Source organism: Micromonospora sp. NPDC004704, assembly GCF_053601675.1.
This window is the reverse complement of sequence record NZ_JBSGCD010000009.1, coordinates 157,351-182,459: the sequence shown is the minus strand read 5'-3', so window position 1 is coordinate 182,459 and position 25,109 is coordinate 157,351. Positions and strand designations below refer to the sequence as shown.

24 protein-coding genes and 1 pseudogene are annotated in these 25,109 nt (G+C 71.2%); 17 read left to right on the top strand and 8 right to left on the bottom strand.

Translation table 11 applies throughout. The features are described from left to right. Nucleotides 1–1,490 precede the first annotated feature (1,490 nt). Together ACWEFB_RS15615 and ACWEFB_RS15610 are read right to left on the bottom strand one after the other, a co-directional pair. The gene (locus ACWEFB_RS15615; protein ID WP_442792034.1) at nt 1,491–2,960 is read right to left on the bottom strand and encodes a replication-associated recombination protein A; all 1,470 of its coding nucleotides are present in this window, start codon (nt 2,958–2,960) and stop codon (nt 1,491–1,493) included. 74 nt (nt 2,961–3,034) lie between these two features. Continuing rightward, nucleotides 3,035–3,241, bottom strand: a complete 207-nt coding sequence (locus ACWEFB_RS15610) for a hypothetical protein (protein WP_452285920.1) — start codon at nt 3,239–3,241, stop codon at nt 3,035–3,037. 107 nt (nt 3,242–3,348) lie between these two features. Between ACWEFB_RS15610 and ACWEFB_RS15605 the strand changes: the two genes are divergently transcribed. Further along, on the top strand, nt 3,349–4,104 hold the full coding sequence (locus tag ACWEFB_RS15605) for a GNAT family N-acetyltransferase (RefSeq protein WP_452285918.1): 756 nt from the start codon (nt 3,349–3,351) through the stop codon (nt 4,102–4,104). On the opposite strand, the gene ACWEFB_RS15600 is transcribed toward ACWEFB_RS15605, so the two are convergent. The 4 genes from ACWEFB_RS15600 to aspS all read right to left on the bottom strand — a co-directional run bounded on the left by ACWEFB_RS15600 (nt 4,029) and on the right by aspS (nt 8,823). Next, nucleotides 4,029–5,381 carry an MFS transporter gene (locus tag ACWEFB_RS15600; RefSeq protein WP_452285916.1) on the bottom strand — a complete coding sequence of 451 codons (1,353 nt, stop codon included), beginning with the start codon at nt 5,379–5,381 and terminating at the stop codon, nt 4,029–4,031. The genes ACWEFB_RS15605 and ACWEFB_RS15600 overlap by 76 nt on opposite strands. Further along, complete coding sequence (locus ACWEFB_RS15595) at nt 5,378–6,079, bottom strand: ArsR/SmtB family transcription factor (protein ID WP_452285914.1); 702 nt, start codon at nt 6,077–6,079, stop codon at nt 5,378–5,380. The genes ACWEFB_RS15600 and ACWEFB_RS15595 overlap by 4 nt, the downstream gene beginning before the upstream one ends. 90 nt (nt 6,080–6,169) lie before the next feature. Then, nucleotides 6,170–6,991 (bottom strand): SDR family oxidoreductase, encoded by an 822-nt coding sequence (locus ACWEFB_RS15590; RefSeq protein WP_452285912.1) that lies wholly within the window; start codon nt 6,989–6,991, stop codon nt 6,170–6,172. A 5-nt stretch (nt 6,992–6,996) separates the two neighbouring features. Then, the gene (aspS, locus tag ACWEFB_RS15585; RefSeq protein WP_452285910.1) at nt 6,997–8,823 is read right to left on the bottom strand and encodes an aspartate--tRNA ligase; all 1,827 of its coding nucleotides are present in this window, start codon (nt 8,821–8,823) and stop codon (nt 6,997–6,999) included. Nucleotides 8,824–9,236: 413 nt separating this feature from the next. Here aspS and ACWEFB_RS15580 point away from each other — a divergent pair, with 413 nt between their 5' ends. The 6 genes from ACWEFB_RS15580 (at nt 9,237) to ACWEFB_RS15555 (ending at nt 15,199) form a co-directional block, all read left to right on the top strand. Continuing rightward, the gene (locus ACWEFB_RS15580; RefSeq protein ID WP_452285908.1) at nt 9,237–10,799 is read left to right on the top strand and encodes an ABC transporter substrate-binding protein; all 1,563 of its coding nucleotides are present in this window, start codon (nt 9,237–9,239) and stop codon (nt 10,797–10,799) included. Between the two features lie 120 nt (nt 10,800–10,919). After that, nucleotides 10,920–11,870 (top strand): ABC transporter permease, encoded by a 951-nt coding sequence (locus ACWEFB_RS15575; protein WP_452286054.1) that lies wholly within the window; start codon nt 10,920–10,922, stop codon nt 11,868–11,870. After that, complete coding sequence (locus tag ACWEFB_RS15570; protein WP_452285906.1) at nt 11,867–12,769, top strand: ABC transporter permease; 903 nt, start codon at nt 11,867–11,869, stop codon at nt 12,767–12,769. Before ACWEFB_RS15575 ends, ACWEFB_RS15570 begins: the two co-directional genes overlap by 4 nt. Next, nucleotides 12,766–13,566: an ATP-binding cassette domain-containing protein gene (locus tag ACWEFB_RS15565; RefSeq protein ID WP_452285904.1), complete on the top strand. Its 801-nt coding sequence runs from the start codon at nt 12,766–12,768 to the stop codon at nt 13,564–13,566. Before ACWEFB_RS15570 ends, ACWEFB_RS15565 begins: the two co-directional genes overlap by 4 nt. Continuing rightward, a complete protein-coding gene (locus ACWEFB_RS15560; RefSeq protein ID WP_452285902.1) occupies nt 13,563–14,414 on the top strand; it encodes an ABC transporter ATP-binding protein in 852 nt (283 codons plus the stop codon). The genes ACWEFB_RS15565 and ACWEFB_RS15560 overlap by 4 nt, the downstream gene beginning before the upstream one ends. After that, complete coding sequence (locus ACWEFB_RS15555) at nt 14,411–15,199, top strand: DUF1684 domain-containing protein (protein ID WP_452285900.1); 789 nt, start codon at nt 14,411–14,413, stop codon at nt 15,197–15,199. Before ACWEFB_RS15560 ends, ACWEFB_RS15555 begins: the two co-directional genes overlap by 4 nt. Nucleotides 15,200–15,870: 671 nt before the next feature. Here the strand turns inward: ACWEFB_RS15555 and ACWEFB_RS15550 are convergent. Next, nucleotides 15,871–16,151 (bottom strand): annotated as a pseudogene (locus ACWEFB_RS15550) (hypothetical protein). A gap of 487 nt (nt 16,152–16,638) precedes the next feature. Here ACWEFB_RS15550 and ACWEFB_RS15545 point away from each other — a divergent pair. Together ACWEFB_RS15545 and ACWEFB_RS15540 are read left to right on the top strand one after the other, a co-directional pair. Next, nucleotides 16,639–17,514 carry an ATP-binding cassette domain-containing protein gene (locus ACWEFB_RS15545; RefSeq protein ID WP_452285898.1) on the top strand — a complete coding sequence of 292 codons (876 nt, stop codon included), beginning with the start codon at nt 16,639–16,641 and terminating at the stop codon, nt 17,512–17,514. Further along, complete coding sequence (locus ACWEFB_RS15540; RefSeq protein WP_452285896.1) at nt 17,514–18,116, top strand: hypothetical protein; 603 nt, start codon at nt 17,514–17,516, stop codon at nt 18,114–18,116. The genes ACWEFB_RS15545 and ACWEFB_RS15540 overlap by 1 nt, the downstream gene beginning before the upstream one ends. A gap of 69 nt (nt 18,117–18,185) precedes the next feature. On the opposite strand, the gene ACWEFB_RS15535 is transcribed toward ACWEFB_RS15540, so the two are convergent. Beyond that, entirely contained in the window at nt 18,186–18,779 is a 594-nt protein-coding gene (locus ACWEFB_RS15535) for a YbhB/YbcL family Raf kinase inhibitor-like protein (protein ID WP_452285894.1), read from the bottom strand. Nucleotides 18,780–18,994: 215 nt separating this feature from the next. Between ACWEFB_RS15535 and ACWEFB_RS15530 the strand changes: the two genes are divergently transcribed. From ACWEFB_RS15530 to ACWEFB_RS15495, 8 genes are all read left to right on the top strand, one after another. Next, complete coding sequence (locus ACWEFB_RS15530; RefSeq protein WP_326559487.1) at nt 18,995–19,297, top strand: urease subunit gamma; 303 nt, start codon at nt 18,995–18,997, stop codon at nt 19,295–19,297. 40 nt (nt 19,298–19,337) lie between these two features. Then, the gene (locus ACWEFB_RS15525; protein WP_452285892.1) at nt 19,338–19,775 is read left to right on the top strand and encodes an urease subunit beta; all 438 of its coding nucleotides are present in this window, start codon (nt 19,338–19,340) and stop codon (nt 19,773–19,775) included. A 5-nt stretch (nt 19,776–19,780) separates the two neighbouring features. After that, entirely contained in the window at nt 19,781–21,481 is a 1,701-nt protein-coding gene (locus tag ACWEFB_RS15520) for an urease subunit alpha (protein ID WP_452286052.1), read from the top strand. 5 nt (nt 21,482–21,486) lie between these two features. Next, a complete protein-coding gene (locus ACWEFB_RS15515; RefSeq protein ID WP_452285890.1) occupies nt 21,487–22,149 on the top strand; it encodes an urease accessory protein UreF in 663 nt (220 codons plus the stop codon). Next, nucleotides 22,139–22,897, top strand: a complete 759-nt coding sequence (gene ureG / locus ACWEFB_RS15510) for an urease accessory protein UreG (RefSeq protein WP_452285888.1) — start codon at nt 22,139–22,141, stop codon at nt 22,895–22,897. The genes ACWEFB_RS15515 and ureG overlap by 11 nt, the downstream gene beginning before the upstream one ends. Continuing rightward, nucleotides 22,897–23,706: an urease accessory protein UreD gene (locus tag ACWEFB_RS15505; protein WP_452285886.1), complete on the top strand. Its 810-nt coding sequence runs from the start codon at nt 22,897–22,899 to the stop codon at nt 23,704–23,706. Before ureG ends, ACWEFB_RS15505 begins: the two co-directional genes overlap by 1 nt. A gap of 280 nt (nt 23,707–23,986) precedes the next feature. Beyond that, the gene (locus ACWEFB_RS15500; RefSeq protein WP_326559493.1) at nt 23,987–24,310 is read left to right on the top strand and encodes a DMT family transporter; all 324 of its coding nucleotides are present in this window, start codon (nt 23,987–23,989) and stop codon (nt 24,308–24,310) included. A 76-nt stretch (nt 24,311–24,386) separates the two neighbouring features. Continuing rightward, nucleotides 24,387–25,058: a DUF998 domain-containing protein gene (locus ACWEFB_RS15495; RefSeq protein ID WP_452285884.1), complete on the top strand. Its 672-nt coding sequence runs from the start codon at nt 24,387–24,389 to the stop codon at nt 25,056–25,058. Nucleotides 25,059–25,109 lie beyond the last annotated feature (51 nt).

The window sequence follows — 25,109 nt, the reverse complement described above, 5'->3', positions numbered from 1 at the left end:
TCGGCCCGGCGGGTAACCGGGGCCGGGCTGCGCCCGGTCGGGGTTGGCCGGGCCGTCGACCGGGGCGGACCGGCGGGGACGAAGTTCGGGGCCGCGCGTGCCGTCGCGGCCGGGCGGTACGGATTCGGCCGGCGGGCGTGCACCGGGAGCCCAGGCGTCGTGCCCCCGCCCGCGCGGTGGCGGTTGGCCGGGGCCCTGACCCGGTGACGGGGCGGGTGGTGCACCGAATCCGTCCGGGGCGACCGGACCACCGGCCGGGCCATCCGGAACGGGCGCGGCGCCCGCGGACCGGCCCCCACGGGTGGCCCGCCGGACCCAGTCCGAGGGACGGGACGCCCGCTGGCTACCGGTCGTCTCCTCCGGTCCACCCGGTTGGGGCAGCGCGGGCGCGTTACCCGTCCTGGGCACCTGCGGGTCAGCCGGATCGGCCGCCCTCGCCCCGCGCGGGTCGGTGGGATCGGCCAGCCGGGCACCGCGCGGATCCGTGGGATCGGCGTGCCGCCGGGCCCGCGGCTCGGGCTGCTCGGGAAGTCTCGCCCCGCGTGGATCGGTCGGGTCGGGAAGCCTGGCCCCGCGCGGATCGGTCGGGTCGCCAACCCTCGGCGCGCGGGGGTCGTCGGCGTCGCGGGGGTGGCCGTACCTGCCGTCCGGCGGTGCCAGGTCGGGTCGGCCGGTGGGGTCACCGGACGGGAATCCGGGCCGGGCCGTGGCGGGTCCGCCCGGCACCGGCGGGGTGGCGACGGCGCTGCGCCGGCCGGGCGGGGTGTCCTCGTGCCGCCGTCCCGGAGGCATCTCGTCGGTCCTCGGCTCGGGCGGGCGCCGCGTCGGGTCGACCCCGGGCGCACCGTGCCTGGCCTGCGGCTCACGCTGATCCGGCACCGCTGCCCCGGCGTGCCGCCCCGGTCGATCCACCGGGGCACGGGAGCCGTCGGGCTCGACCGGGGACGCCGCCCGGCGGCCCGGCCGCTCCGCACCCTGGGGGCCGTCGGGTTCGAATGCCCGGGAGTGCCGGGACGGGCCGGCCGGGTCGGCCTGCTCCTGCGTACGCCAGGGCTCGGCCGAGGCGGGTGGGCCGGTCAGCGTGTGTTCGGCTCGCGGCGGCTCCGGACGGGACGGTTCGCCCCGGGGTGGTTCGGGCGCTGGCCTCGGTTGACCGACCGGTGGCACAACCGCGGCGCGGCGTACCGGGGCCGGGGGGCCGCCCGGTTCCGGGTCGCCGGGACCCGGCCCGACGGGACCGAAGTCGGCCGGTGCCGGTCCCCGACCGGGCGGGGCAGCACGTCCCGGTCCGGGTTCGGCGCCTCCGGGGCCGAGTTCGGTCTGCTGCTGCTTGGCCGTACGGAGGTCGGCGATCCAGCCGAGTTCCTCTCCGCTGACCTCCGGCTCCTCGGCGGGGGTGTCGGACTTGCCCCGTCCCCAGCGGCGTCGCAGGGATCGAGGTTCCCGTTGCTCCTCGGTGCCGTCTTCGGGCAGGTCGGAACCGCGCGATTTCACTGGTGATCCTCCCCGGCAGGCGCGCTGCCGTCTTCGTCCGCCGCCCGATCCGGCCTGGTGCCGGTGCTGGTCGACGCCGGTGTCGGGGCGGGCGTGCCCCGGACGATGCCACGCAACAGGGGAAGCCGGGCGGCGACCGCCCGCTCCCCACCGTGTCCCGTGGGCCGGTAGTAGTCGGTGCCGACGAGGTCGTCGGGTACGTACTGCTGGGTGACCACACCCCGCTGGTCGTCGTGCGGGTACCGGTAGCCGGTGCCGTGTCCGAGTCCCCGCGAACCGGAGTAGTGGGCGTCGCGCAGGGCCCGGGGCACCGAACCGCCGCGTCCGGCCCGGACGTCACCGGTGGCGGCACCGATCGCGGTGGTGACCGCGTTCGACTTCGGCGCGGTCGCCATGTGGATCACCGCTTGGGCCAGGTTGAGCTGGACCTCGGGCAGGCCGACGTACTCGACGGCGTGGGCGGCGGCGGTGGCGACGCTCAGCGCGGTCGGGTCGGCCATGCCGATGTCCTCGCTGGCGAAGATGACGATCCGCCGGGCGATGAACCGGGCGTCCTCACCGGCCACCAGCATCCGGGCCAGCCAGTGCAGGGCCGCGTCGACGTCCGAGCCGCGCATGCTCTTGATGAACGCGCTGACGACGTCGTAGTGGGCGTCGCCGTCGCGGTCGTAGCGGACCGCCGCCACGTCCACCGCCTGCTCGGCGGTGGCCAGATCGATCTCCGTGCCACCCAGGGCCGCGGCCGAGCCGGCGGCTGCTTCGAGCGCGGTCAGTGCCTTGCGTACGTCGCCGCCGGCGAGGCGTACGAGATGGTCCTCGGCGTCGGGGGCGAGGGTGAGCGCACCGCCCAGCCCGCGCTCGTCGGTCATCGCGCGGCGCAGCAACCCGCGCACCGCCTGCTCGTCGAGCGGTTGCAGGGTGAGCAGTACGCACCGCGAGAGCAACGGCGAGATGACCGAGAAGTACGGGTTCTCCGTCGTCGCCGCCAGCAGTGTGACCGTACGGTCCTCGACCGCGGCGAGCAGTGAATCCTGCTGGGTCTTGCTGAACCGGTGCACCTCGTCGATGAAGAGCACGGTCGGTCGGCCGCCCGCCCGGCGTTCCCGGCGGGCGGTTTCGATCACCGCCCGGACGTCCTTCACCCCGGCGGAGAGCGCCGACATGGCAACGAACCGCCGGTCGGTCGCCCCGGCGACCAGGTGGGCGATGGTGGTCTTGCCGCTGCCCGGCGGCCCCCAGAGGATCACCGACATCGGCGTCGTACCGGTCACCAGTTGGCGCAGCGGTGCGCCCGGTGCCAGCAGGTGGTCCTGACCGATCAGTTCGTCCAGGCTCGCCGGACGCATCCTGACCGGCAGCGGCGCGTCCGCTCCGGGTGTGGTGAAGCCATCGGCGTCCCCCGATGTCGGGGGTGCGGAGCGCGCCCCACCGGCACCGGTGAGGGAGAACAGACCGTCGGGCTCCATCACGAAGACATTACCGGCCCGGTGCCGGACGCTTGAAATGCGCCGATCCCGGGCCGGTTCGCGTCGGTCGACGGTCAGCCCCGACCGGGCCGCCGTCCGCGCCAGCGTCCGCCGCCACCGCCGGGCGCGCGACCGACGCCGGCCAGGTAGAGCGCGAGGCAGAGCAGACCGATAAGGATCAGGGTGTTCCAGTTGAACAGGTCCGGCGCACCGAGATCGGAGTCGAACAGGTCGAGCAGGAGCGCAAAGCCGAAAACGCCGGCGGCGACGTAGGCGAGCATCTTTGTGTCCTCCGTGGGGGTGGGGTAGGTCGACCCTGATGTACCCCGCCACGGCTCCCGTCAATCTCCACCGTGGAACCAGCCCGGTCGGCGCTATTGTTTCCCCCATGATCAGCAGAGCGACCCTGGTCAGGGGGCGTGCGGCCGTCCTGGCCGCGGCCGGCGACCACCCGTACGTCCGGCTCAACACCCACGGCGGCGGCGAGCCGACCGGCTACCTGCTCGACAACGCGACCTTCTGGACCGGGACCGGCCCGCACGGGGCGACCGGCTGGGCGACCGGCGACGCCGCACAGGCGGCCGAACTGGCCGGTGAACTCCGCGCCACCGGCACGCTCGACCTGCGCTGGCTTCACCTGCCCCGGCTGGACGGCGACATCCCGGCCGAACACCTGCCCGTGACCCAGCGCGACGAGTGGGACTTCCGCTGGGCGGTGACCCCGCCACCGGTCCAACCGGAGGAGGACCGGGTGGTACGCCTCACCGGGGCCGACCACGACGCGATCACCGCCCTGGTCGACGCCGCCTTCCCGACCAGCACCACCCGCCCCGGCGACCCTCGGGTACGCCACTGGTACGGCATCCGCGACGGCAGTCGCCTGGTGGCCGCCGGTGCCGACCGGAGTCGGGGCGGCACCGGCTTCCTCGCCGGGATCGCGGTCGCGACCGACTCCCGTGGTCGGGGGTTCGGTGCCGCGCTCACCGCCGCGATGACCCGTACCCTGCTGGACGAGACCGAGGAGGTGACCCTCGGCGTACTGACGGACAACCTCCCCGCGATCCGGCTCTACGACCGGCTCGGGTTCGCCGGCTCGATTCCGCGTACGTCGGTGGGGTTGGCCCCGGTCCCCGTCCTGGCCTGAGGAACGGTCGCCGGCACCGGCTCTTCCGGGACGACGGCGGGTGCGTTGCGGGTGGCCCGCCAGGCCGGTAGGTAGAGCGGTGCGGCGACGGCCAGGACCACCGCGCCGACCAGCATGGCCATGGTGACCGAGGTGGCCCCGGCCACGGCGGTCAGAACCACCCCGCCGAGCGCCCCGGCCGGCTGCGAGACCATCGAGTTGAGCGAGATCACGCTGGTCCGGTACGGGCCGTCGACCTGGCGGTGCAGCAGCCCCAGGTGCAGTGGGTTCGACGCGCCGTGCACCAGGTAACAGGCGAGGTACGCGGCGATCACACCGACCGGCCCGGCCAGCAGCCCCATCCCGACCACGGTCGCGCCCTGCACGATCCGCAGCAGGGCGGCGGTGGGGGCGACCCCGATCCGGCGGGCGACCACCGGGGCGAGACCCGCACCGGCGGCCGAGGCCAGCCAGGCCACCGAGCCGGCGGGGCCGAGCAGCGCCGCCGCATCGTCCGGGTTGCCGATCACCTCGGAGAGGCGTACGGGCAGCAGGGTCTCGAAGGTGACCATGCCGAAGCCCCAGAAGAGTTCGACCGCGACCAGGGCGAGCAGGATCCGGGACCGGCGCAGCAGGCCGAACGCGCCCCCGATGGCGGTCGGCACCCCGCGCAGCGAGTCCCGCAGGGCGGCCACGCCCCGCGCCTGGCGTACCTCCGGCAGGAGCACGACCAAGGCGACCAGCGCGATCACCTGGAACACGAACGCGACCACCACCGGTACGGTCAGCGCGCTGAACCCGCCGACCGGTCCGAGCGCGACCAGGCCGCCACTGAGCAGCGCTCCGGCTCCGACCGTCACACCGAGCACCGCTCCGCCGCCGCCGAGCCCGCGTTCGAGGTCGGCGTCGGGGTCGACGGCGAGGACCGCGTCGACGTACCAGGAGTCGAGCGGGCCGCTGTCCAGCGCCCGGAAGATGCCCTGGATCACGAAGACGAGCAGGAACAGTCCGACCGAGTCGGCGAAGGTCAGCAGGGTCAGTGAGGCGAGGCTGAGCAGGCTGGCCAGGACCAGCACCGGCTTGCGGCCGATCGCGTCGGCGAGCCCGCCGGTCGGCAGTTCCAGCGCCAGTACGACCAGCCCCTGCGCCGCCGTCACCAGGCCGACCTGCGGCAGGGTGAGCCCCCGTTCCAGCATGAGCAGGGTGCCGATCGGGATCAGCAGGCCGACCGGGAACCAGCGCAGCCCGAGCAGGACCAGGTAGCGGCCACGGGCCTGCCGCATGGTCAGCGCTGTCATGGCCTCTCCTCGTCGTCGTGTCCGGCGATCGGCAGGCCGCCGGGCGGGATGGCTGTCGGGCTGTCGGACGGTGCGCCGGGCGGGGTGTCGACCCGCGGGAACATGTTTAGGTAGAGCAGGACCTGTTCGGTCTGGTCCCCGACTGGTGACGGGTCGGCCATGTAGCGCCTGATCACCGCGCCCAGTTCCTCGGTGAGCTCGCCCAGCCGTTCCGGCGTGAGGCTGAGCAGCGAGTCGTGGTAGCCACCGACGGCCCGCCACTCGGCGGGATAGCCGCGCTTGGCCGCGTTCCAGTTGCGGGCCTGCTCGACGTAGCTGTGCAGCAGGTGGTCGTCGAACCAGTCGGAGGCCGCGCGGGCGTCGGGGTCGTCGTCGAAGTCGCTGCTGAACCAGATGGTGCTGCGGTGTACGGACCGCCACCACCGCTCCCGGCCGGTGCCGCGCCCCGTGTCCTCGGCGACGAGTCCCACCTCGGCGAGTTGGCGCAGGTGGTAGCTGGTGTTGCCGGTGTTGGTGCCGAGCGCGTTGGCCAGCCCGGTCGCGGTGGCCGGGCCGTCCGACCGCAGCGCGGCGAGCAGGCGCGAACGCACCGGGTGGGCCAGTGCCCGGATCTGACGACCGTCGAGCCGGACACTCGACTCCGGTTCGACGGTCCCGCCCGGTTCGACCGTCCCGTCGGCTTCCTCGGATGCAGACATGTTTTGCAGAATACTTCTGCACAGAATCTATGCACAACTCCTATGCAGAAGTTTTCTGCAAGCGATCGTTCGGGGAGCTACGGAGGTCTTTCAGGAAGCGAGGAGTTCGCGTACGCCGCGCAGCCGGGTCTTCAGCAGGGCCGCCGCGCGGGAGCTGTCCAGGCGTACGTCGGCGGGGCGGGGCTGACCCGCGGTGGCGATCGTGGTGACCGCGAGCTTTGCCGGGTCCAGGCCGTAGCGCAGGGCCACCAGCCGACCCAGTTCGGCCCGGCTCACCGGGTCCGCGCCGGCCACGTTCAGCACCCCGGCGTAGTCCGAGTCGACCAGTTCCAGCACCGCCGAGGCCAGGTCGCCCACGTCCACCGGGCAGCGGAACTCGTCGGTGAACAGGCGCACTCCCGGTGCACCGGTGAGGGCGTCCAGGCAGAGCCGGATCTGCTTGCTCCGCTCGTCGCCGACGATCAGCGACGTACGCACCAGCGCCGCTTCCGGGGCGGCCAGCCGTACGGCGGTTTCGCCGGCCGCCTTCGCCGCCCCGTACGGGTAGACCGGGGTGGGCGGCTCGTCGTCGGCGTACGGCTCCGGGCGCCCGCCGTGCAGCGCGTCACTGGACAGGTGCACCAGCCGGGCGCCCACCTCGGCGGCGGCGACCGCGACATGGCCGGCCCCGTCGGCACAGACCGCCCACTGCCCGTAGACGGCGGCGGTACCGATCACGGCGGCCGGGCGTACCCGGGTGACCAGCGCACGCACGGCGGCCCGGTCGTTGATGTCCAGCCGTTGCCAGTCGACACCGTTGATGACACCCGGCGCCCGGTGGTACGTCCCGACGACCCGGAGGCCAGCGGTCACCGCGCGGCGGCACAGTTCGCCGCCGAGGTAACCGCTGGCCCCGACGATCAGCAGGGTCAACGGGTTCAGACCGGCTCGACCGGTGCGGCCACCCCGGCGGTGCCGGCGTGTGCCGGGGTCGGCGGCTTCGGCTTGGCGTCGATGCCGGCCTCGGTCCGCTGCTGGCCGGTGATCGGCGTCGGTGCCCCGGTCAGCGGGTCGTACCCACCACGGGTCTTCGGGAAGGCGATCACCTCGCGGATCGACTCCGCCCCGGCGAGCAGCATGCAGACCCGGTCCCACCCGAACGCGATACCGGCGTGCGGCGGGGGGCCGTACTTGAACGCCTCGAGCAGGAAGCCGAACTTGTCCGTCGCCTCCTCGGGCGTGATGCCGAGCAGGTCGAAGACCCGGCTCTGTACGTCGCCCCGGTGGATACGGACCGAGCCGCCACCGATCTCGTTGCCGTTGCAGACGATGTCGTACGCGTACGCCAGGGCCCGGTCGGGTGCCTCCTCGAAGCGCCCCTCCCAGTCCGCGTTCGGCGAGGTGAACGGGTGGTGCACGGCGGTCCAGCCACCCGCCCCGCCGTTCTCCTGGTCGGAGGTCCGCTCGAACATCGGCGCGTCGACCACCCAGCAGAACGCCCACGCCGACTCGTCGATCAGGTTCGACCGCTTGGCGATCTCGACCCGTGCCGCACCGAGCAGTTCCTGCGCCTCGCGCTGGTTGGCGGAGGCGGCGAAGAAGACCGCGTCGCCGGGCTTGGCACCGACGGCGTCGGCGAGCCCGCCGAGGTGCGCCTCGGAGAGGTTCTTCGCCACCGGTCCCCGAGCCTCGCCGGTCTCCGCGTCGAGCACCACGTACGCCAGGCCACGCGCCCCGCGCGACTTGGCCCAGTCCTGCCAGCCGTCCAGTTCCTTGCGGGTCTGGCCGGCACCGCCGGGCATGACCACCGCGCCGACGTAGCCTCCGGCGTCGATCGCCCCGGCGAAGACCCGGAACTCGGTGCCGCGCAGGTAGTCGGTCAGCTCGGTCAGCTCGACCCCGTAGCGCAGGTCGGGCTTGTCGGACCCGTACCGGCTCATGGCGTCGTGCCAGGTGATGCGCGGGATCGGGGAGCTGATCTGGTGCCCGGCCAGTTCACGCCAGAGGGTGGTGACGATCGCCTCGCCGAGGTCGATCACGTCGTCCTCGGTGACGAAGGACATCTCGATGTCGAGCTGGGTGAACTCAGGCTGCCGGTCGGCGCGGAAGTCCTCGTCCCGGTAGCAGCGGGCGATCTGGTAGTACCGCTCCATCCCGCCGACCATCAGGAGCTGCTTGAACAGCTGCGGGGACTGCGGGAGGGCGTACCAGGAGCCGGGCTGGAGCCGAACCGGCACCAGGAAGTCGCGGGCACCCTCGGGCGTCGACCGGGTCAGGGTCGGCGTCTCGATCTCCAGGAAGTCGCGGTCGTGCAGCACGCCCCGGGCGAGGTGGCTGGCCTTCGAGCGGAGCTTGAGCGCGTTGGCCGGGCCGCTGCGGCGCAGGTCGAGGTAGCGGTAGCGCAGCCGGATGTCGTCTCCGGCCGCCACCTGGTCGTCGACCGGGAGCGGCAGCGGGGCGGCCTCGGAGAGGACGACCAGTTCGCTGGCGGTGACCTCGATCTCGCCGGTGGGCAGCTCGGAGTTGTCGTTGCCCTCGGGGCGGCGGGTGACCTCGCCGGTGACCAGGACGCAGAACTCGTTGCGCAGCGCGTGGGCGGATTCCATGCCCTCGCGGAAGACGACCTGCACCACGCCGGAGGAGTCGCGCAGGTCGACGAAGATCACGCCGCCGTGGTCGCGCCGGCGGGCCACCCAGCCGGCGAGCTTCACCGTGCTGCCGGCGTGCGTCGCGCGCAGGCTGCCGGCGTCATGGGTACGGATCACGGCAGGGCTCTCCTCATGGGTCCAGGATGTGGCTCCTGCATTCTGTCAGGGCGGCTCGGCGGGCCCGGTGCCCTCCCCCGGACAGCCCCGGCCCGCTCCCCCGACCACCCGTGCCACCCTGGCAAAACGTGGCCAAGATTACTCCGATCGGATTGGTAGGGAATACAAGATCGCGGGTATGGTCCCTGACATGAGCGTCGCGTATCCGTCCCAGTGTGCTGGGCGCATGGCCGGCGTCGCGCCGGTACGCGGCTGTTGTTGTCGCTGACCGTCTCGTCGTCAGCACACAGACTTTCCCCGGCGGCCGGCTGCCCAGTGCCGCGCACCGGCCGGCGCGTACGGCCCCCTCCGATAACCCTCGCAAACGGTGCCGATCCGTCGTCATCGTGGCCCGCCACACCTGGAGCCAGCACATGTCGTCCAGCCCATCCGGGGGACGCTCCCCCGTACGTCACTTCCGTCGCCGGCTCGGCCTGGTCACGGCCGGTGCCGCGATCGGCGCCCTGCTGCTCAGCGCCTGCTCGAACTCGGCCGACGGCCCGTCCGGCAGCGCCGGTGGCGCCGACCCGGACGCGACGATCACGATCGGTTCGCTGAACGAGCCGACCACGCTGAACACCGTCAAGGGCGGCAACACCGGTCACGCCCAGGTGCTGCTGCGCAACGTGGTCGAGGGTCTGACCGTGCTGACCGACGACGGCAAGGTCGAGCCGCTGCTGGCGAAGTCGTGGGACGTGTCGACGGACGGGACCACGTACACGTTCCACCTCCAGTCCGGGGTGACCTTCTCCGACGGCACCCCGCTGAAGGCGGCCGACGTGGTGACCACGCTCAAGCGGGTGACCTCGGACGAGTCGACCAGCGCCCGGAAGAAGGACCTCTCGATCATGAAGACGATCGAGGCGCCGGACGACAACACGGTGCAGATCGCGCTCAGCCAGCGGTCGCAGTCGTTCCTGTTCTACCTGGCCTCGACCGGGGCCGCGGTGACCAAGCCCGGCGCCGGCAACCCGGAGACGACCGTGGTGGGTACCGGGCCGTACACGGTCGGCACCTGGAAGCAGGGCGACTCGATCAACCTGGTCCGCAACGACAAGTACTGGGGTGACAAGGCGAAGAACAAGGAGGTGGTGTACCGCTTCTTCAAGGACACCACCGCCGAGAACAACGCCCTGCTCGCCGGCCAGCTCGACCTGGTGACCCAGGTGACCAGCCCGGACGTGCTCGCCCAGTTCGAGAACCGGCCCGAGTTCACCATCGTCGAGGGCACCTCGACCACCAAGGAACTGTTCAACTTCAACGACTCGGTGGCCCCGTTCAACAACGTTGACGTACGCAAGGCGATCCGCCAGGCGACCGACCGCAAGGCGCTGCTGACCGCCGTCTGGGCCGAGCGCGGCCAGATCCTCGGCTCGATGGTCCCGCCGACCGACCCCTGGTACGAGGACCTGACCAGCATCGACGACCACAACGTCGAGGGCGCCAAGGCGCTGCTGGCCAAGGCCGGCTTCGCCGGTGGGCTGTCGTTCACCGTGGACTACGTGCCGTCCGACTCGATCAACATCGTGGCGCAGGGGCTGAAGAGCCAGCTCGCCCAGGCCGGCATCAACATCACGCTGAACCCGATCGACGACGCCACCTGGACCGACAAGGTCTACAAGAACCACAACTTCCAGGCCACGATCATGACCCACGTCAACCAGCGTGACCTGGTCTGGTACGGCAACCCGGACTTCTACTGGCAGTACAAGAACCCGCAGGTCCAGGAGTGGGTGAAGCAGTCGGAGACGGCCGCCACCGAGGCCGAGCAGACCGAACTGTTGAAGAAGGTCGCCCGGCAGATCTCCGAGGACGCGGCGAGCGACTGGCTCTACCTCGACCCGGCAATCAAGATCGCGTCCAGCGCGGTCAGCGGCTACCAGAAGAACCTCACCACGGACAGCTTCTATGTCGCCCCGATCAGCAAGCAGCGCTGATTCCCCCGTCAGCGCGCCCTGGCCGGCCGGTACCCGCTCCCCCGGGTCACCGGCCGGCCCTCGGCCGCTTCGGCTTCGGCTTCGGCTTCGGCTGAAGCGTTCGCAGGGACGGCGGTGACGATGCTCGGATACCTGCTGCGCCGGCTCGGCTGGCTGGTCGGCTCGCTGTTCCTGGCCGGCTCGGCGGTCTTCTTCCTGCTCCGGGTGCTGCCCGGCGACCCGGCCGTGACCCTGCTCGCGGTCGGCTCGCCACCGGAGCAGATCGAGGCGATCCGCCACCAGCTCGGCACCGACCGCCCCCTGCTCACCCAGTACGGCGACTGGTTCGGCGGGCTGTTCACCGGCAACCTCGGCGACAGCCTGTTCACCCGTACGCCGGTGCTGGAACAGATCGTCGACCGGTTGCCGGTGACCCTGCCGCTGGCGCTGAGCGCCTTCGTGGCCTCGATCCTGGTCGCCGTACCGGTGGGGGTGTTCGCGGCGTTGCGTCGCCGCAACGCCGCCGGGGTCGCGGTCTCCGGCCTGGCCCAGCTCGGGATCGCGTTGCCGATCTTCTGGGTCGGCATCGTGGTCGTCTGGCTGGTCGCCGTGCAGTGGCGCTGGCTGCCGCCGGGCGGTTTCCCCCGCGACGGCTGGCAGGACCCCGGCGCCGCCGTGCAGTCGCTGGTCCTGCCGGTGGTCACGCTGACCATCGCCCAGGCGTCCCTGCTGGTCCGGTACGTCCGGTCGGCCACCCTCGACGTGCTCAACCAGGAGTACATCCGGACCGCCCGTTCGCTCGGTTACAGCCTGCCGAGGGCGCTGTGGCGGCACGGGTTGCGCAACGGCGCCGCCCCGGTGGTGAACGTGCTCGGGGTGCTGCTCGCCGGTTCGCTGCTCGGCACGGTGGTGATCGAGAGCGTCTTCGCCCTGCCCGGCCTCGGCAGCCTCCTGCTGATCAGTGTGAAGTCCCGGGACCTGCCGGTGGTGCAGGGCGCGGTCTTCCTGATGACCGCCACCGTCCTGCTGCTCGGTCTCGCCGTGGACCTGATCCAGCGGCTCATCGACCCCCGACTGCGAGGTCAGGCGTGACCGTACCGTTGTTGGACCCGACCATCGCGCCACCGGAAGCCCCGGTGGTGGCCGGCCGTCGCGCGCGCCGGGGCTGGTCACCGTCCCTGGTCGCCGGGGCGGTGCTGCTGGGCCTGATCCTGGCGCTGGCCCTGGTCAGCCTCTTCTGGACGCCGTACGCGCTGGACCAGGCCACCCCCGGCGGCCGGCTCGCCGGCCCGTCGGCGGACCACTGGGCCGGCACCGACCGGCTCGGCCGGGACCAGTTCACCCAACTCATGCTCGGCGCCCGGACCGCCGTCTGGGTCGGTACGGCCGCAGTCGCGGTGGCGTTCGCACTCGGCCTGCCGCTCGGTCTGCTCGCCGCTGCCGGTGGCCGGATCGCCGACGACGCGGTGATCGGCGTGGTCGACATCCTGATCGCGTTCCCCACCCTGCTGCTCGCGATGCTGCTGGTCACCGTCTACGGGGCGTCGACCCTGGTGGCGATCACCGCGATCGGGGTGGGAGTCTGCGCCGAGGTGGCCCGGCTGACCCGGATCTCGGCCAGCCGGATCTTCACCCAGGACTACGTGCTCGCCGCCAGGACCTCCGGCACCGGGCCGATCATGATCCTGGTCCGGCACGTCCTGCCGAACATCTGGCACACCCTGCTGGTCCAGGCCACCCTGGCGTTCGGCATCGCGGTGATCGCCGAGGCGTCCCTGTCGTACCTCGGTCTCGGCACCCCGCCGCCGGCACCGTCATGGGGTCGGATGCTCCAGGAGGCCCAGCCGACGGTGAGCGTCGCCCCCTGGAACGTGCTGCTGCCCGGCATCGCCGTCGCCATCGCGGTGATCGGCGTGAACCTGCTCGGCGATGGCCTGCGCGAAACCCTCGACCCGCAACTGCGCCGCAACCGACGGGCGGTGAAACGATGACCACGATCCTCGCCGCCGAACACCTCACCGTCACCCTCGACGACCGCACCCTGGTCAGGGACCTGAACGTCGAACTCGCCGCCCGCGACCGGGTCGGCCTGATCGGCGAGTCAGGGTCGGGCAAGTCGCTGACCGCACTCGCCCTGCTCGGTCTGCTGCCGGAAGGCATGCGGGTCAGCGGCACAATCACCGTCGACGGCCGCGACCTGATCGCCGCACCGGACCGCGACTGGCGACGCGTACGCGGAAACACCGTCAGCATGGTCTTCCAGGAACCACTGACCGCACTCGACCCGCTGATGCCGATCGGCCGACAGATCGCCGGCCCGCTGCGCCTGCACCGGGGCCTGAACCGGACCGACGCACAGGCGCAGGCCGTCCACTGGTGCGAAAGGGTGGGACTACCCGACCCGGAACGCCTGGTACGGGCCCTGCCGCACGAGATCTCCGGCGGCCAACGGCAACGTGTCGCGCTGGCGATGGCCCTGGCCTGCCGCCCCAGGGTGCTGATCGCCGACGAGCCGACCACCGCGCTGGACGTGACCGTGCAGGCGCAGATCCTCAGCCTGCTCGACGAACTGATCGAGGAGACCTCGGTGGCGCTGCTCTTCATCAGCCACGACCTGCCGGTGGTGGCCAACCTGGCGCAACGGCTGATCGTCATGCGCGACGGTCGGGTGGAGGAGTCCGGCGCCACCGAAGACGTCCTGCGCCGCCCGCGGTCCGCGTACGCCCGGCAGTTGGTCACCAGCGCGGCCCAGGTGACCCGCCTGACGGTTGGGACGGTTGAACAATGAGCGCCGAACTGCTCGCCGGTCGTTCGCTGACCCGTCAGTACGCCGAGCGTCCCCGGCCCGCGCTGGACCAGGTGGATGTCACCATCGACAGTGGCGTCAGCCTCGGCATCGTCGGTGAGTCCGGTGCGGGTAAGAGCACGCTGCTGCGCCTGTTGCTCGGGGTCGATCGGCCCACCTCGGGTTCGGTTCTCTTCGGTGGGCAGCCGTTGGCGAAGGTGCCCCGGCGGGAGTTCCGGAGCCAGGTGCAGGTGGTCTTCCAGGACCCGCGCTCGTCGCTGAACCCCCGGATGTCGGTCGGCGCGATCGTCGCCGAGCCGCTACGGTCCCTGAGAATCGGCAAGGACCGGGCGGAACGCGCGGACAGGGTCGCCGAGGTGCTGACCGCCGTGGGCCTGCACCCCGACGACGGCAGGCGTTACCCGCACGAGTTCTCCGGCGGCCAACGGCAGCGCATCGCCATCGCCCGAGCCCTCGCCCCGTCGCCCCGACTGCTGCTCGCCGACGAACCGGTCAGCGCCCTCGACGTCTCCGTACGTCTCCAGATCGTCGACCTGCTGCGGGAGTTGGTCGACACACTGGGGCTGACGCTGGTCCTGGTGTCGCACGACCTGGCGATCGTCAGCCAGCTCTGCCAGCAGGTGCTGGTGATGCGGCACGGGCGGGTGGTCGAGTCCGGCCCGACCGCGACCGTGCTCGAACGACCGACCCAGGACTACACCCGCGCGCTACTGGCCGCGATCCCCCAACTCCCCGCCGACCTGACTGCCCCGCCGGGTACGGCTGATCTGCTTCCGAGCGCGGCGGCCCTTCCGGCGCTTCCCACTGCACGAACCGAGGAGACGGCATGAGCGTCGACACCGATGTGACCAGCGACAACTTCGCCGACGAGTGGCGAAAGTGGCACGACCAGCGGGAAACCAAGGTCTCCTCCCCCGGTGGTGACCTCACCCTGACCGGCACCAACTGGATTTCCGAGGAGACGGTCATCGAGGGTGTGCCGGGACGCTGGTCGGTCGAGAACGGAGTCGTCCGGGTCACCGACGCGGCCGGGCTCACCGTCGACGGGGAGCCGGTCACCGAGGCGGTGCTCCGCGACGGTCAGTGGCTCGCCGTGGGCGATGTCGCGCTGGTCATCATCCGCCGGGGCAACGACACCGCCGTACGGACCTACGACCCGAACTCCGAAGGGGTACGGACCTTCGCCGGCATCGACGCGTTCGCCCCGAACCCGGCGTGGGTGGTGACGGCCGAGTTCCGCCCGGCGGAGGTGGACACCACCGAGCACATCGTGCACACCAACTCGGGGCGCGAGGTCGACTACCAGGTGATCGGTACGTTCTCGTTCGCTGTGGACGGTCACGAGGTGGAGATGGTGGGGCTCGACACCGGTCACGTGGGCGAGGCGCACCTGACCTTCCGGGACGCCACGAGCGGGAAGCAGTCGTACGCGGCTTCGCGCTTCCTGTTCGTACCGCTGCCGACCGGTCCGGGGCCGGTGACGCTGGACTTCAATCGGGTGGAGTTGCCGCCGTGCGCCTTCTCCGACGCCTTCATCTGCCCCCTCCCGCCCCGCCAGAACATCCTCCCCTTCCCCGTAGAAGCCGGCGAACAGCGCGTACGCACCCACGCCTGACTGCGCCGAGTCCTCCCCCATCCATCGGCCCGTCAGGCCCTCATCTCCAGGGGAAGCCTGTTCGCTTGGAGTGCCTGCCGGGCTCGGCAGAGCTGTACGCCACTCGTTCCAGGAGTCCCAGGAGTATGTAGAGGCCGCCAGGGATCAGGAGTGAGACCAAGAGCCCGACAACCATCTCCTGTACCGATTCCGCCGAGAAGACGAGCCATCCGACCAGCACCGTATCCAACGTGAGTGCCACCAGGAGCAGACCACGCACGATACCGATGAGCCGATGCAGCGCTTTCATATCACCTCCACATCCAATGCCGACCACAAAGTGGTGCAGGACGTCCCAGCAGTCGTCATCGCCGTCCCTGTTGCTTCTCTTCCCGCTCCGCGACGCGTTCCCTGACCAACTTCACAAGGTCAGTGATTATTACCGCGATCATGACAACCAAGCCGGGGCCAACGATCCACCGACGCCAACTGCCCTCGGCAATGAGGTCCGGCAGGGCAAGTCCCCCGGCAAGAACAAGAAAGCCGTTGATAGCTAGCCTCTTCCATCCTTTTCGGACAGAACTCACTGTTTGCCTCGCCTCCGGATTCTGCGATGCACACACGACAAGGGCGTACATCAAAGACGATGTCGCCACATCATTGATGGTGTACGCCCCAATCGATTCACGACCTCACGGCAGTACGTCAGGAGTACCACGACGAGTCCAGCCGAGGAACCTGGCGAAAAGATCCGTCGGGTCGGGGCCGGGTTCGGGCTCAGACGGTAGAGGTCGGCGGCGGCCTCGTGCAGCACCGTCGATAGGTAGATGGCAAGCGAGACGAGGTCGTGCGCGTACTTGCGCCGAAGGCTGAGGCGGGCGGGGGCGCAGGGCCAGGGCGCGGCGCAGATTCGGCAGATCCAGAGGGGCCGGAGCGGGAGGTGTTGGCGTTGCTGGAGCGGCGGCGTGGTCACCAGCGACCGCCGTTTGCCCGCCAGCGCTGCGCCGAGGTCCAACGGAGACCGCAGGAGCACCAGCGGCGGAATCGGCGCCAGGTGCGGCGGTGCAGGGGTGCCAACGGAATCGGTTTGAGCGCACGTCGCGTCCACATGGATCGAGGCTGCCGGGGCCACTGGTGACAGCTCGTCAACACCCTCGTTGACTACCTGCCTACCCCGAGGCACCGCAGAGTGCAGCGGTGCGGATGATGGCGCTCGCCGAGGTGGCCGACCTTCTCGGGGTCAGTCGTCAGCGTGCCGCGATCCTGGTCGACCGGCCGGATTTCCCCGCCCCGATCGACACACTCTCGGGGTGGGACGCATCTGGTTGGCGGCCGAGGTCCAGGCGTACGCGGAAGGGCGTGTCCGGCGGATGGACGGCTCGGACGCGGGCTGACCGCGACGGGCCTGGCCGGATCGGTGGGGGCTGCGCGGCGATGGCCGCCTGGCAATAATGGGCGCGATGATCCAGGCCCTCGAACTCACCAAGCAGTACCGCCGGGTGCGCGCCGTGGACGGTGTCAGCTTCACTGCCGTACCGGGCAGGGTTACCGGGTTTCTCGGGCTCAACGGCTCGGGCAAGACCACGACGCTGCGGATGCTGCTCGGGCTGAGCCGACCGACGTCCGGCGACGCGCTGATCAACAACAGGCGGTTCCGTGACCTCGCGCATCCGCTGCGACAGGTCGGCGCGGTACTCGAACAGGGCGTCAGTCATCCGGGTCAGACCGGTCGGGCCCACCTGATCTCCCAGGCGATCGCGGCCGGTGCACCCCGCTCCCGTGCGGACACCCTGCTGGAGTACGTCGGGTTGGCGCACGCCGCCGACCAGCGCAGCGGTGACTATTCGCTGGGAATGCGGCAGCGTCTCGCGGTGGCGACCGCGCTGTTGGGGAGTCCGGCGGTGCTCATCCTGGACGAGCCGGCGAACGGGCTCGACCCCGAGGGCATCGCGTGGCTTCGTCAACTGCTGCGCGACCACGCTCGCGAGGGTGGGACCGTACTCATCTCCAGTCACCTGCTGGCCGAGTTGGCACAGCTCATCGACGACGTGGTCATCATCGCCAAAGGGCAGGTCCGCTGTACGGCACCGCTCGCCAGCCTCTACGGCGCCACGAACCGCAAACTTCGGGTACGCGGCCGCGACCCGCAACGCCTGTGGCGGGCGTTCGAGGGTGCCGGTGGCAGTGTGACCACGGACGGACACGCACTGGAAGTGGTCGGACTGTCCCCCGAGGACGCAGGTGAGATCGCCTTCGGTGCGCAGGTACCCATCTACGAGATGACCGTCGACGCCCCGAACCTCGAACAGATCTTCCTCGACCTGGCAGCCGCCTGATGATCGCTCTCGTACGCAGTGAGCTCTACCGGGCGGCGACGATCCGGTCCAGTTGGATCTCGATAGCCATCCTCAGCACGGTGGGCGCGTTGTTCGGCTCGTTCAACGTCGACTCGTGGGCGCTGCTGACCTGCCTCGGCGCGTTCGGGCTGGCCGTGATGACCGTCGCCCAGCACTACCAGCACCGTACGGCGGTGTTGCTCTACCTGGCCCAGCCGAAGCGGGCGCTGGTGTTGGTCGCCCAGGTCATCGCGAGCGTGGTCGTCGCCTCGGGAGTCGCTGCGGTGAGCGGTGCCACCGTGCTCGCCAAGGGTGACGTGACCCAGTACCGGTACACCTTGACCGTCGTGCCGATCATGGCCGTCTTCGGTGCCGCCACCGCGGCGATCGTACGTCGTCCGACCTGGCTGTTCCTGGGGTGCGCGGGCTGGTTCGTCTTCATCGAGGGGCTGGTCGGCCGGTTGAAGGCACCGCTGCCGTTCTCCGCCTTCCTGGGCGGCGGTGCCGGTGAGCGCGACAGTCTGCTGATCGCCGCCGCCTGGGCGGCCCTGGCGTTGGTGGGCGCGGTCATCGCCATCCGCCGCGACCTGACCGGCGACTGACCAGCCGTTCGGCGCGTCTGCTGCTCGCGCCGGACAACCGCCTGCCGCGCCCACACACCGCCGATGACGTCAGGGGTTGCCGTAGAGGCCGGTCAGGGTGCCGGTACCGATCGCCGCCGCCTCGATCGCCTTACGCGCTTCGCCGGCTTCGGTGCCGGCCGGCAGGCCGATCCTCTTCTCCAGGGCGTACACGGTGAACTGGTAGCGGTGTACGCCGCTCGGCGGGCAGGGCGGGGTCCAGGTCGCGCCACCGTTGGAGTTCGACGCCTGGAGCAGATCGGCGGGCAGGTCACCGGCCGGGATCTCCTTCGTGGCGGCCGGGATGTCGTAGGCGATCCAGTGCACGTACGTGAAGCCCGGTGCGTCCGGGTCGTCAACGATGACCGCGAACGCGGCGGCGTCCCCGATGTCACCGGACCAGGCCAGTGGCGGGCGCTCGCTGCCGCCCTTGCAGGTGTACCGCTCGGGTATGCGCGTTCCCTCGGCAAAGGCCGAACTGGTGACGGTGATCGTCTTCGCCGGACTGGCCGACGTCATCGGATCCGGTGTCGGCGTCAGACTCGGCGCCGACGTCGGATCGGGCGTCGGTGCGTTGTCCTGCCCGCATCCGGTCAGCAGCGAGCCGACCACCACCAGTACGATCAGGCTGGCCGTCCGGGTCACCGCCCGTAGCCGGCCTCCCCGTATGGGCCGCCCTGGTTCCACAACCGACCGCTGTCCCATCCCCCGTTAACGTGGCAATGCTGCGTACATCGACGAAGCTACCGGGACCGACCGGGTCGCGAAGCCCCGTGAGCAGCGGCCATACGGCGTAACACCTGCGTTACCTGCGACTGGCACGATCCACAATGTTCGCTCCCCTGTCCGGAGGTACTGCGTTGTTCCTCACCCGACACGAGCAGGACCGGTTGCTCATCCACGTCGCCGCCGACGTCGCCTGGCGCCGACGAGAACGTGGGCTACGGCTGAACCACCCGGAAGCGACGGCGGTGATCACCGCGTTCCTCTTGGAGGGGGCGCGCGACGGTCGCAGCGTCGCCGACCTGATGGACGCCGGCCGGCGGGTGCTCGGCCGCGAGGACGTCCTCGAAGGGGTGCCCGAGATGTTGCCCGAAGTGCAGGTCGAGGCAACTTTCCCGGACGGTACGAAGCTGGTGACCGTACACGACCCGATCTCGTAGGCCAGGGGCCCGCAGCGGCTCCGTTGGGAAGGTGGACCACATGATCCCGGGCGAGGTGCTTCCTGGTGCGGGCGACATAGAGATCAATGCCGGTCGGCCGGTGCTGACCCTGCCGGTCAACAACACCGGCGACCGGCCGGTTCAGGTCGGTTCGCACTACCACTTCGCCGAGGCGAATCCGGCGCTGGAGTTCGACCGATCCGCCGCCTGGGGCCACCGACTCGCCGTACCCGCCGGCACCGCCATCCGCTTCGAACCCGGCATCACCCGCACGGTGGACCTGATCCCACTAGCCGGCACCCGCACAGTCCCCGGCCTCCGCTCCGCCTCCGCCGGCCCCCTCGACCCAGTCGATCAGCGCGTTGATCATGAAGTTAGCGCAGATTTCAGGCCGAAAACCGTCGCTAACTTCATGATCAACGAGGCGGGCGAGGGCGAGGCGGGCAGCGGCGCGGGCGGCAGTGGGGGTGTGGTGTGAGCACGATGGATCGGCGGCGGTATGCCGCGCTGTATGGGCCTACGGCCGGGGACCGGATCCGGCTGGCGGACACGAATCTGCTGGTCGAGGTCGAGCGGGACTACTGCGGGTACGGGGATGAGGCGGTGTTCGGCGGGGGGAAGGTGATTCGGGAGTCGATGGGGCAGTCGATGGCTACCCGGGCCGAGGGTGCGCCGGACACGGTGATCACGGGTGTGGTGGTGCTCGATCACTGGGGCATCGTGAAGGCGGATGTGGGGATCCGGGACGGGCGGATCGTGGCGCTCGGCAAGGCCGGCAACCCGGACACCATGGACGGTGTGCATCCTGACCTGGTGATCGGGCCGGGAACGGAGATCATCTCCGGTAACGGGAAGATCCTGACCGCCGGTGGGATCGACAGTCACGTACACCTGATCTGTCCGCAGATCCTGGAAACGGCGCTGGCCAGCGGGATCACCACGATCATGGGTGGTGGGACCGGCCCGGCCGAGGGGACCAAGGCGACCACGGTCACCCCGAACGCCTGGTACCTGGCCCGGATGCTGGCCTCGATCGACCCGTGGCCGGTGAACGTACTGCTGCTCGGCAAGGGCAACACCGTCCGCGAAGAGTCCATGTGGGAGCAGTTGCGCGGCGGCGCGGGCGGCTTCAAGCTGCACGAGGACTGGGGCACCACCCCGGCCGCGATCGACGCCTGTCTGCGGGTCGCGGACGCCTCCGGGGTACAGGTGGCGATCCACACCGACACCCTGAACGAGGCCGGGTTCGTCGCCGACACCCTGCGCGCGATCGGCGGCCGATCCATCCACGCCTATCACACCGAGGGGGCGGGCGGCGGGCACGCACCGGACATCATCACCGTCGCCGCCGAGCCGAACGTGCTGCCGTCGTCGACGAACCCGACCCGGCCGTACACCCGCAACACCCTGGACGAGCACCTCGACATGCTGATGGTGTGCCACCACCTGAACCCGACCGTGCCGGAGGACCTGGCGTTCGCGGAGAGTCGGATCCGGCCGAGCACGATGGCGGCCGAGGACGTGCTGCACGACCTCGGGGCGATCTCGATGATCGGGTCGGACGCGCAGGCGATGGGGCGGGCCGGCGAGGTCATCCTGCGTACCTGGCAGACCGCGCACGTGATGAAGGCCAGGCGCGGTTCGCTGCCCGGTGACGGGGCCGCGGACAACCAGCGGGCCCGGCGGTACGTGGCCAAGTACACGATCTGCCCCGCCATCGCGCACGGCATCGACGCCGAGGTCGGCTCGGTCGAGAAGGGCAAGCTCGCCGATCTGGTGCTCTGGGATCCGGTGTTCTTCGGCGTACGCCCACACCTGGTCATCAAGGGCGGCATGATCGCGTGGGCGCAGATGGGTGACGCCAACGCCTCGATCCCGACCCCGCAACCGGTCCTGCCCCGCCCCATGTTCGGCGCGTACGGCACCGCACCGGCCCAGACCAGCCTGGCGTTCGTCGCGCCGGCCGCGATCGAGGACAAGCTCGGTGAGCGGATCGGGTTGGGTCGACGGCTCGCCCCGGTGGCCGACGTCCGGTCGCGCGGCAAGGCGGACATGCCGCTCAACGACGCGCTGCCTCGGATCGAGGTCGAGCCGGACACCTTCACCGTCCGGATCGACGGCGCGGTGATCGAGCCCGAACCGGCGACGGAGCTGCCGATGGCCCAGCGCTACTTCCTCTTCTAGCCGACATGTCCTCGCTGGCCACGTTGTTGGTGCTCGCCGACGGGCGGCTGCCCGCCGGTTCGCACGCCCACTCCGGTGGGCTGGAGTCGGCGGTCGCCTCGGGCAGGTTGCGGGACCTGGCCGGGCTGGCCGAGTTCCTGCGCGGCCGGCTCGCCACCACGGGCCGGGTCGGCGCGGCGTTCGCCGCCAGCGCCTGCGCCGGCCGAGTGCCGGCCGCCGACCTGGACGACGGCCTGGACGCGCGTACGCCCTCACCCGCGCTGCGGCGGGCGTCGCGAGCCCAGGGCAGAGCACTCGTACGCGCCGGACGGGCGATCTTCGGCCCGGTGGCGGTGCCGGTCGAGGTTTCCCCGGCCGGTCTGCACCAACCGGTGGCGCTCGGCCTGGTGGCGGCTGCCGCCGGGCTGGGCCCGACCGAGGCGGCGGTGGCCTGCGCGTACGGGTCGGTCAGTGGTCCGGCCAGTGCCGCCGTACGCCTGCTCGGTCTTGACCCGTACGCGGTCCATGCCCTGCTTGCCGGTCTGGCCGGCGAATGCGACCGGCTGGCGGCCGACGCTGCCGGTCGGGTGGATGATCCGGTCGACGACCTGCCTGCCGACTCCGCTGTCCTGCTGGAGATCGGCGCCGAACTGCACGCGAGCCAGGAGGTGCGTCTCTTTGCATCCTGATACCTCTCACCCGGCCGGTACGCCGCACGTGCACGACCCGGACGAGCCGCCGCACACCCATCCCGATCCGGGGGTCGATCCGCATCCGCCGCTGGCCGGAGCACCGGTCGACGGTGGTCGGGCGTTGCGGATCGGGATCGGCGGGCCGGTCGGTTCCGGCAAGACCGCGCTGGTCGCGGCGCTGTGCCGGACACTGTCGGCCGAGTTGCGGCTGGCGGTGGTGACCAACGACATCTACACCACCGAGGACGCGGACTTCCTGCTCCGGCACGGTGTCCTGCCGGCCGAACGGATCCGGGCGGTGGAGACCGGGTGCTGCCCGCACACCGCGATCCGGGACGACATCTCCGCCAACCTCGACGCGGTCGAGGAGTTGGAGGCGACGCTCGGGCCGCTGGACCTGGTGCTGGTGGAGAGCGGCGGCGACAACCTGACCGCAACGTTCAGTAAGGGGCTGATCGACCAGCAGATCTTCGTGGTCGACGTGGCCGGCGGGGACAAGGTGCCCCGCAAGGGTGGGCCGGGGGTCACCGGCGCCGACCTGCTCGTGATCAACAAAACGGATCTGGCGCCGCTGGTCGGGGCCGACCTGTCGGTGATGTCCCGGGACGCGGCGGCCCGCCGGGGCGACCTGCCGACCGTCTTCCTCTCCCTGGTCCAGGACCGCTCGGCAACCCCCGTCGCCGACTGGGTACGCGCCCTCGTAGCGAACCGGACCGGGGTCGTACGGTCACCGGCCTCGTACTGATGCGGGCGGTTGCCCGGATCGTGGCGGTGGCGGACGGCTCGCGGGGCACCAGGCTGACCGAGCTGCGCGGGGAGGCTCCGCTGCTGGTGCGGCGTACCGGACCCGATGGCGACCCCGGCGAGGTGCAGGTGCACCTGGTCGGGGGCGCGGCCGGACCGCTCGGCGGGGACCGGCTACGGATCGAGATCGAGGTGGGCGCGAGCGCGCTGCTGTGCGTACGGACCGTGGCGGCGTCGTTGGCGCTGCCGGGGGCGGGCGGTGGGCAGTCCCGGCTGGAGGTGGTGGCACGGGTGGCGGCGGGAGGTCGGCTGCGGTGGCTGCCCGAGCCGCTGATCGGGGCCGCGCGCTGTGATCACCTCTCCCGCTCGGTGCTGGAGCTGGCGGAGGGCGCCGCCCTGGTCTGGCGGGAGGAGCTGGTCTGCGGGCGGCACGGCGAGCCGGTCGGTGACGTACGGATCAGCACGACCGTGCGCTACGCCGGCCGTACGCTGCTGCGCAACGAACTGGCGGTGGGGCCGGGTGCACCGGGGTGGGCGGGTCCGGCGGGGCTCGGCGGTGCACGGGTCACCGGAACACTTCTGCGGGTCGACCCCGGCTGGGTCGAGACCGGGGTGCCGAGGGCGACACCGCTGGGGGTGTGCGCGGCCCGAATGCCACTGGCCGGCGGACCGGCCGTACTGGTCAACGCGACCGGCCCCGATCTCGCCACGGTCCGCGACGCCCTGCATGACGCCCCCGCTCCGCCCACCGCGAACCCCGCCCCCGCCGCGAACCCCGCCCCCGCCGGGATCGGCGGAATCGGCGGGTGAACCCGGATCGTCGGCTGCTGAACCCTGTTCCGATGGGCGTGGCACAGGGCTGAGTAGCCGACGATCGAGGATCCACTCGACGCGGCGTGGCACAGGGTCGAGCAGCCGACGATCGAGGGGTCCGCTCGCGGCGGCGGGCACCCGAAGTCGAGCGGCCACGAGCGGCCACCGATCGGGGGGATCCCTACCCGGGGCGTGTCCGGAGGGAGGGGTTCCGCTTCGCGGTGATCGCGGAAGGAAATAGGGTTCGCGTTCGAGGCCGGAAACCGGGAGGACGCGCATGATCTGGATCCTGTTGGGTGCCGCGATCCTCAGCGAGGTGAGCGCGACCATCGCGCTGCGGATCTCCGAGGGGTTCTCGAAGCTGGTTCCGTCGGTGATCGTCGTGATCGGTTACATCATCGCGTTCGTACTCCTCGCCGAGGTGCTGAAGCGGGGGATGCCGGTCGGCGTCGCGTACGGGGTCTGGTCGGCCATCGGGGTGGCCCTGGTGGCGGTGATCGGTGCCGCGTTCCTGGGCGACAGCCTCACCTGGATCCAGGTCGGTGGGCTGGTGCTGGTGATCGCCGGAGTGGCCGCACTGGAGTTGGGCGCGCGTCACTGACAGTGCCGCTCACCGAGGCTCAACGACCGTCCGCAATCGCCGGACCTGCACCGATGCACCGCAGTACGGTGACCGAATGCGACCCGTGCCGTGGTGGGCCCTACTCTCCGCCATCGGTGCCCCGTTCTTCCTGATCGGCGCCTGGACCGCCGGGGCGGCTCGCCAACCCGACCATTACGACCCGGTCTTCGACACCATCAGCGTGCTCGCCGGGCCCGGCGCGACCGACCCGTGGATCATGCAGCTCGGGCTGGCCGCCGCCGGGGCCTGTTACCTGGTCACCGCGATCGGGTTGGTGCTGGCCGGGGTGCTGGGCCGGGCCCTGCTCGCCCTCGGCGGGATCGCCACCGGACTGGTGGCACTGTTTCCGCAACCGGAGAACGGCGGTTCGGACGAGCACGCGTTTGTCGCCGGGACCGCCTTCGTCGCGCTCGCCCTCTGGCCACTGGCATCCACGGTCGCACTGCGAGACAGGTTCTGGCCGACCTGGGCCGACCCGACCGCGCCCCGTCCCTGGGCGGTACGCCGACCCGCCGCGATCATCGCGAGCCTGGTACCGATCGGGCTCTGTGCCTGGTTCGGCGTCGAGATGTTCAGTCGTGGCCCGTGGATCGGGCTGACCGAACGGTTCGCCGCCGGGGCCGAGTCGATCTGGCCGATGGTGGTGGCGATCAGCGCCCGCCTGGCCCCGTCCGCGCTGCCGGCCGCCGGGACCGACTCGGCGACCGAACCAAGCCCGGTCGAGTGAGCCGACCCCGCCGAACCGAGCACCACCCGCGAGACTGAGCCACCCGACCAC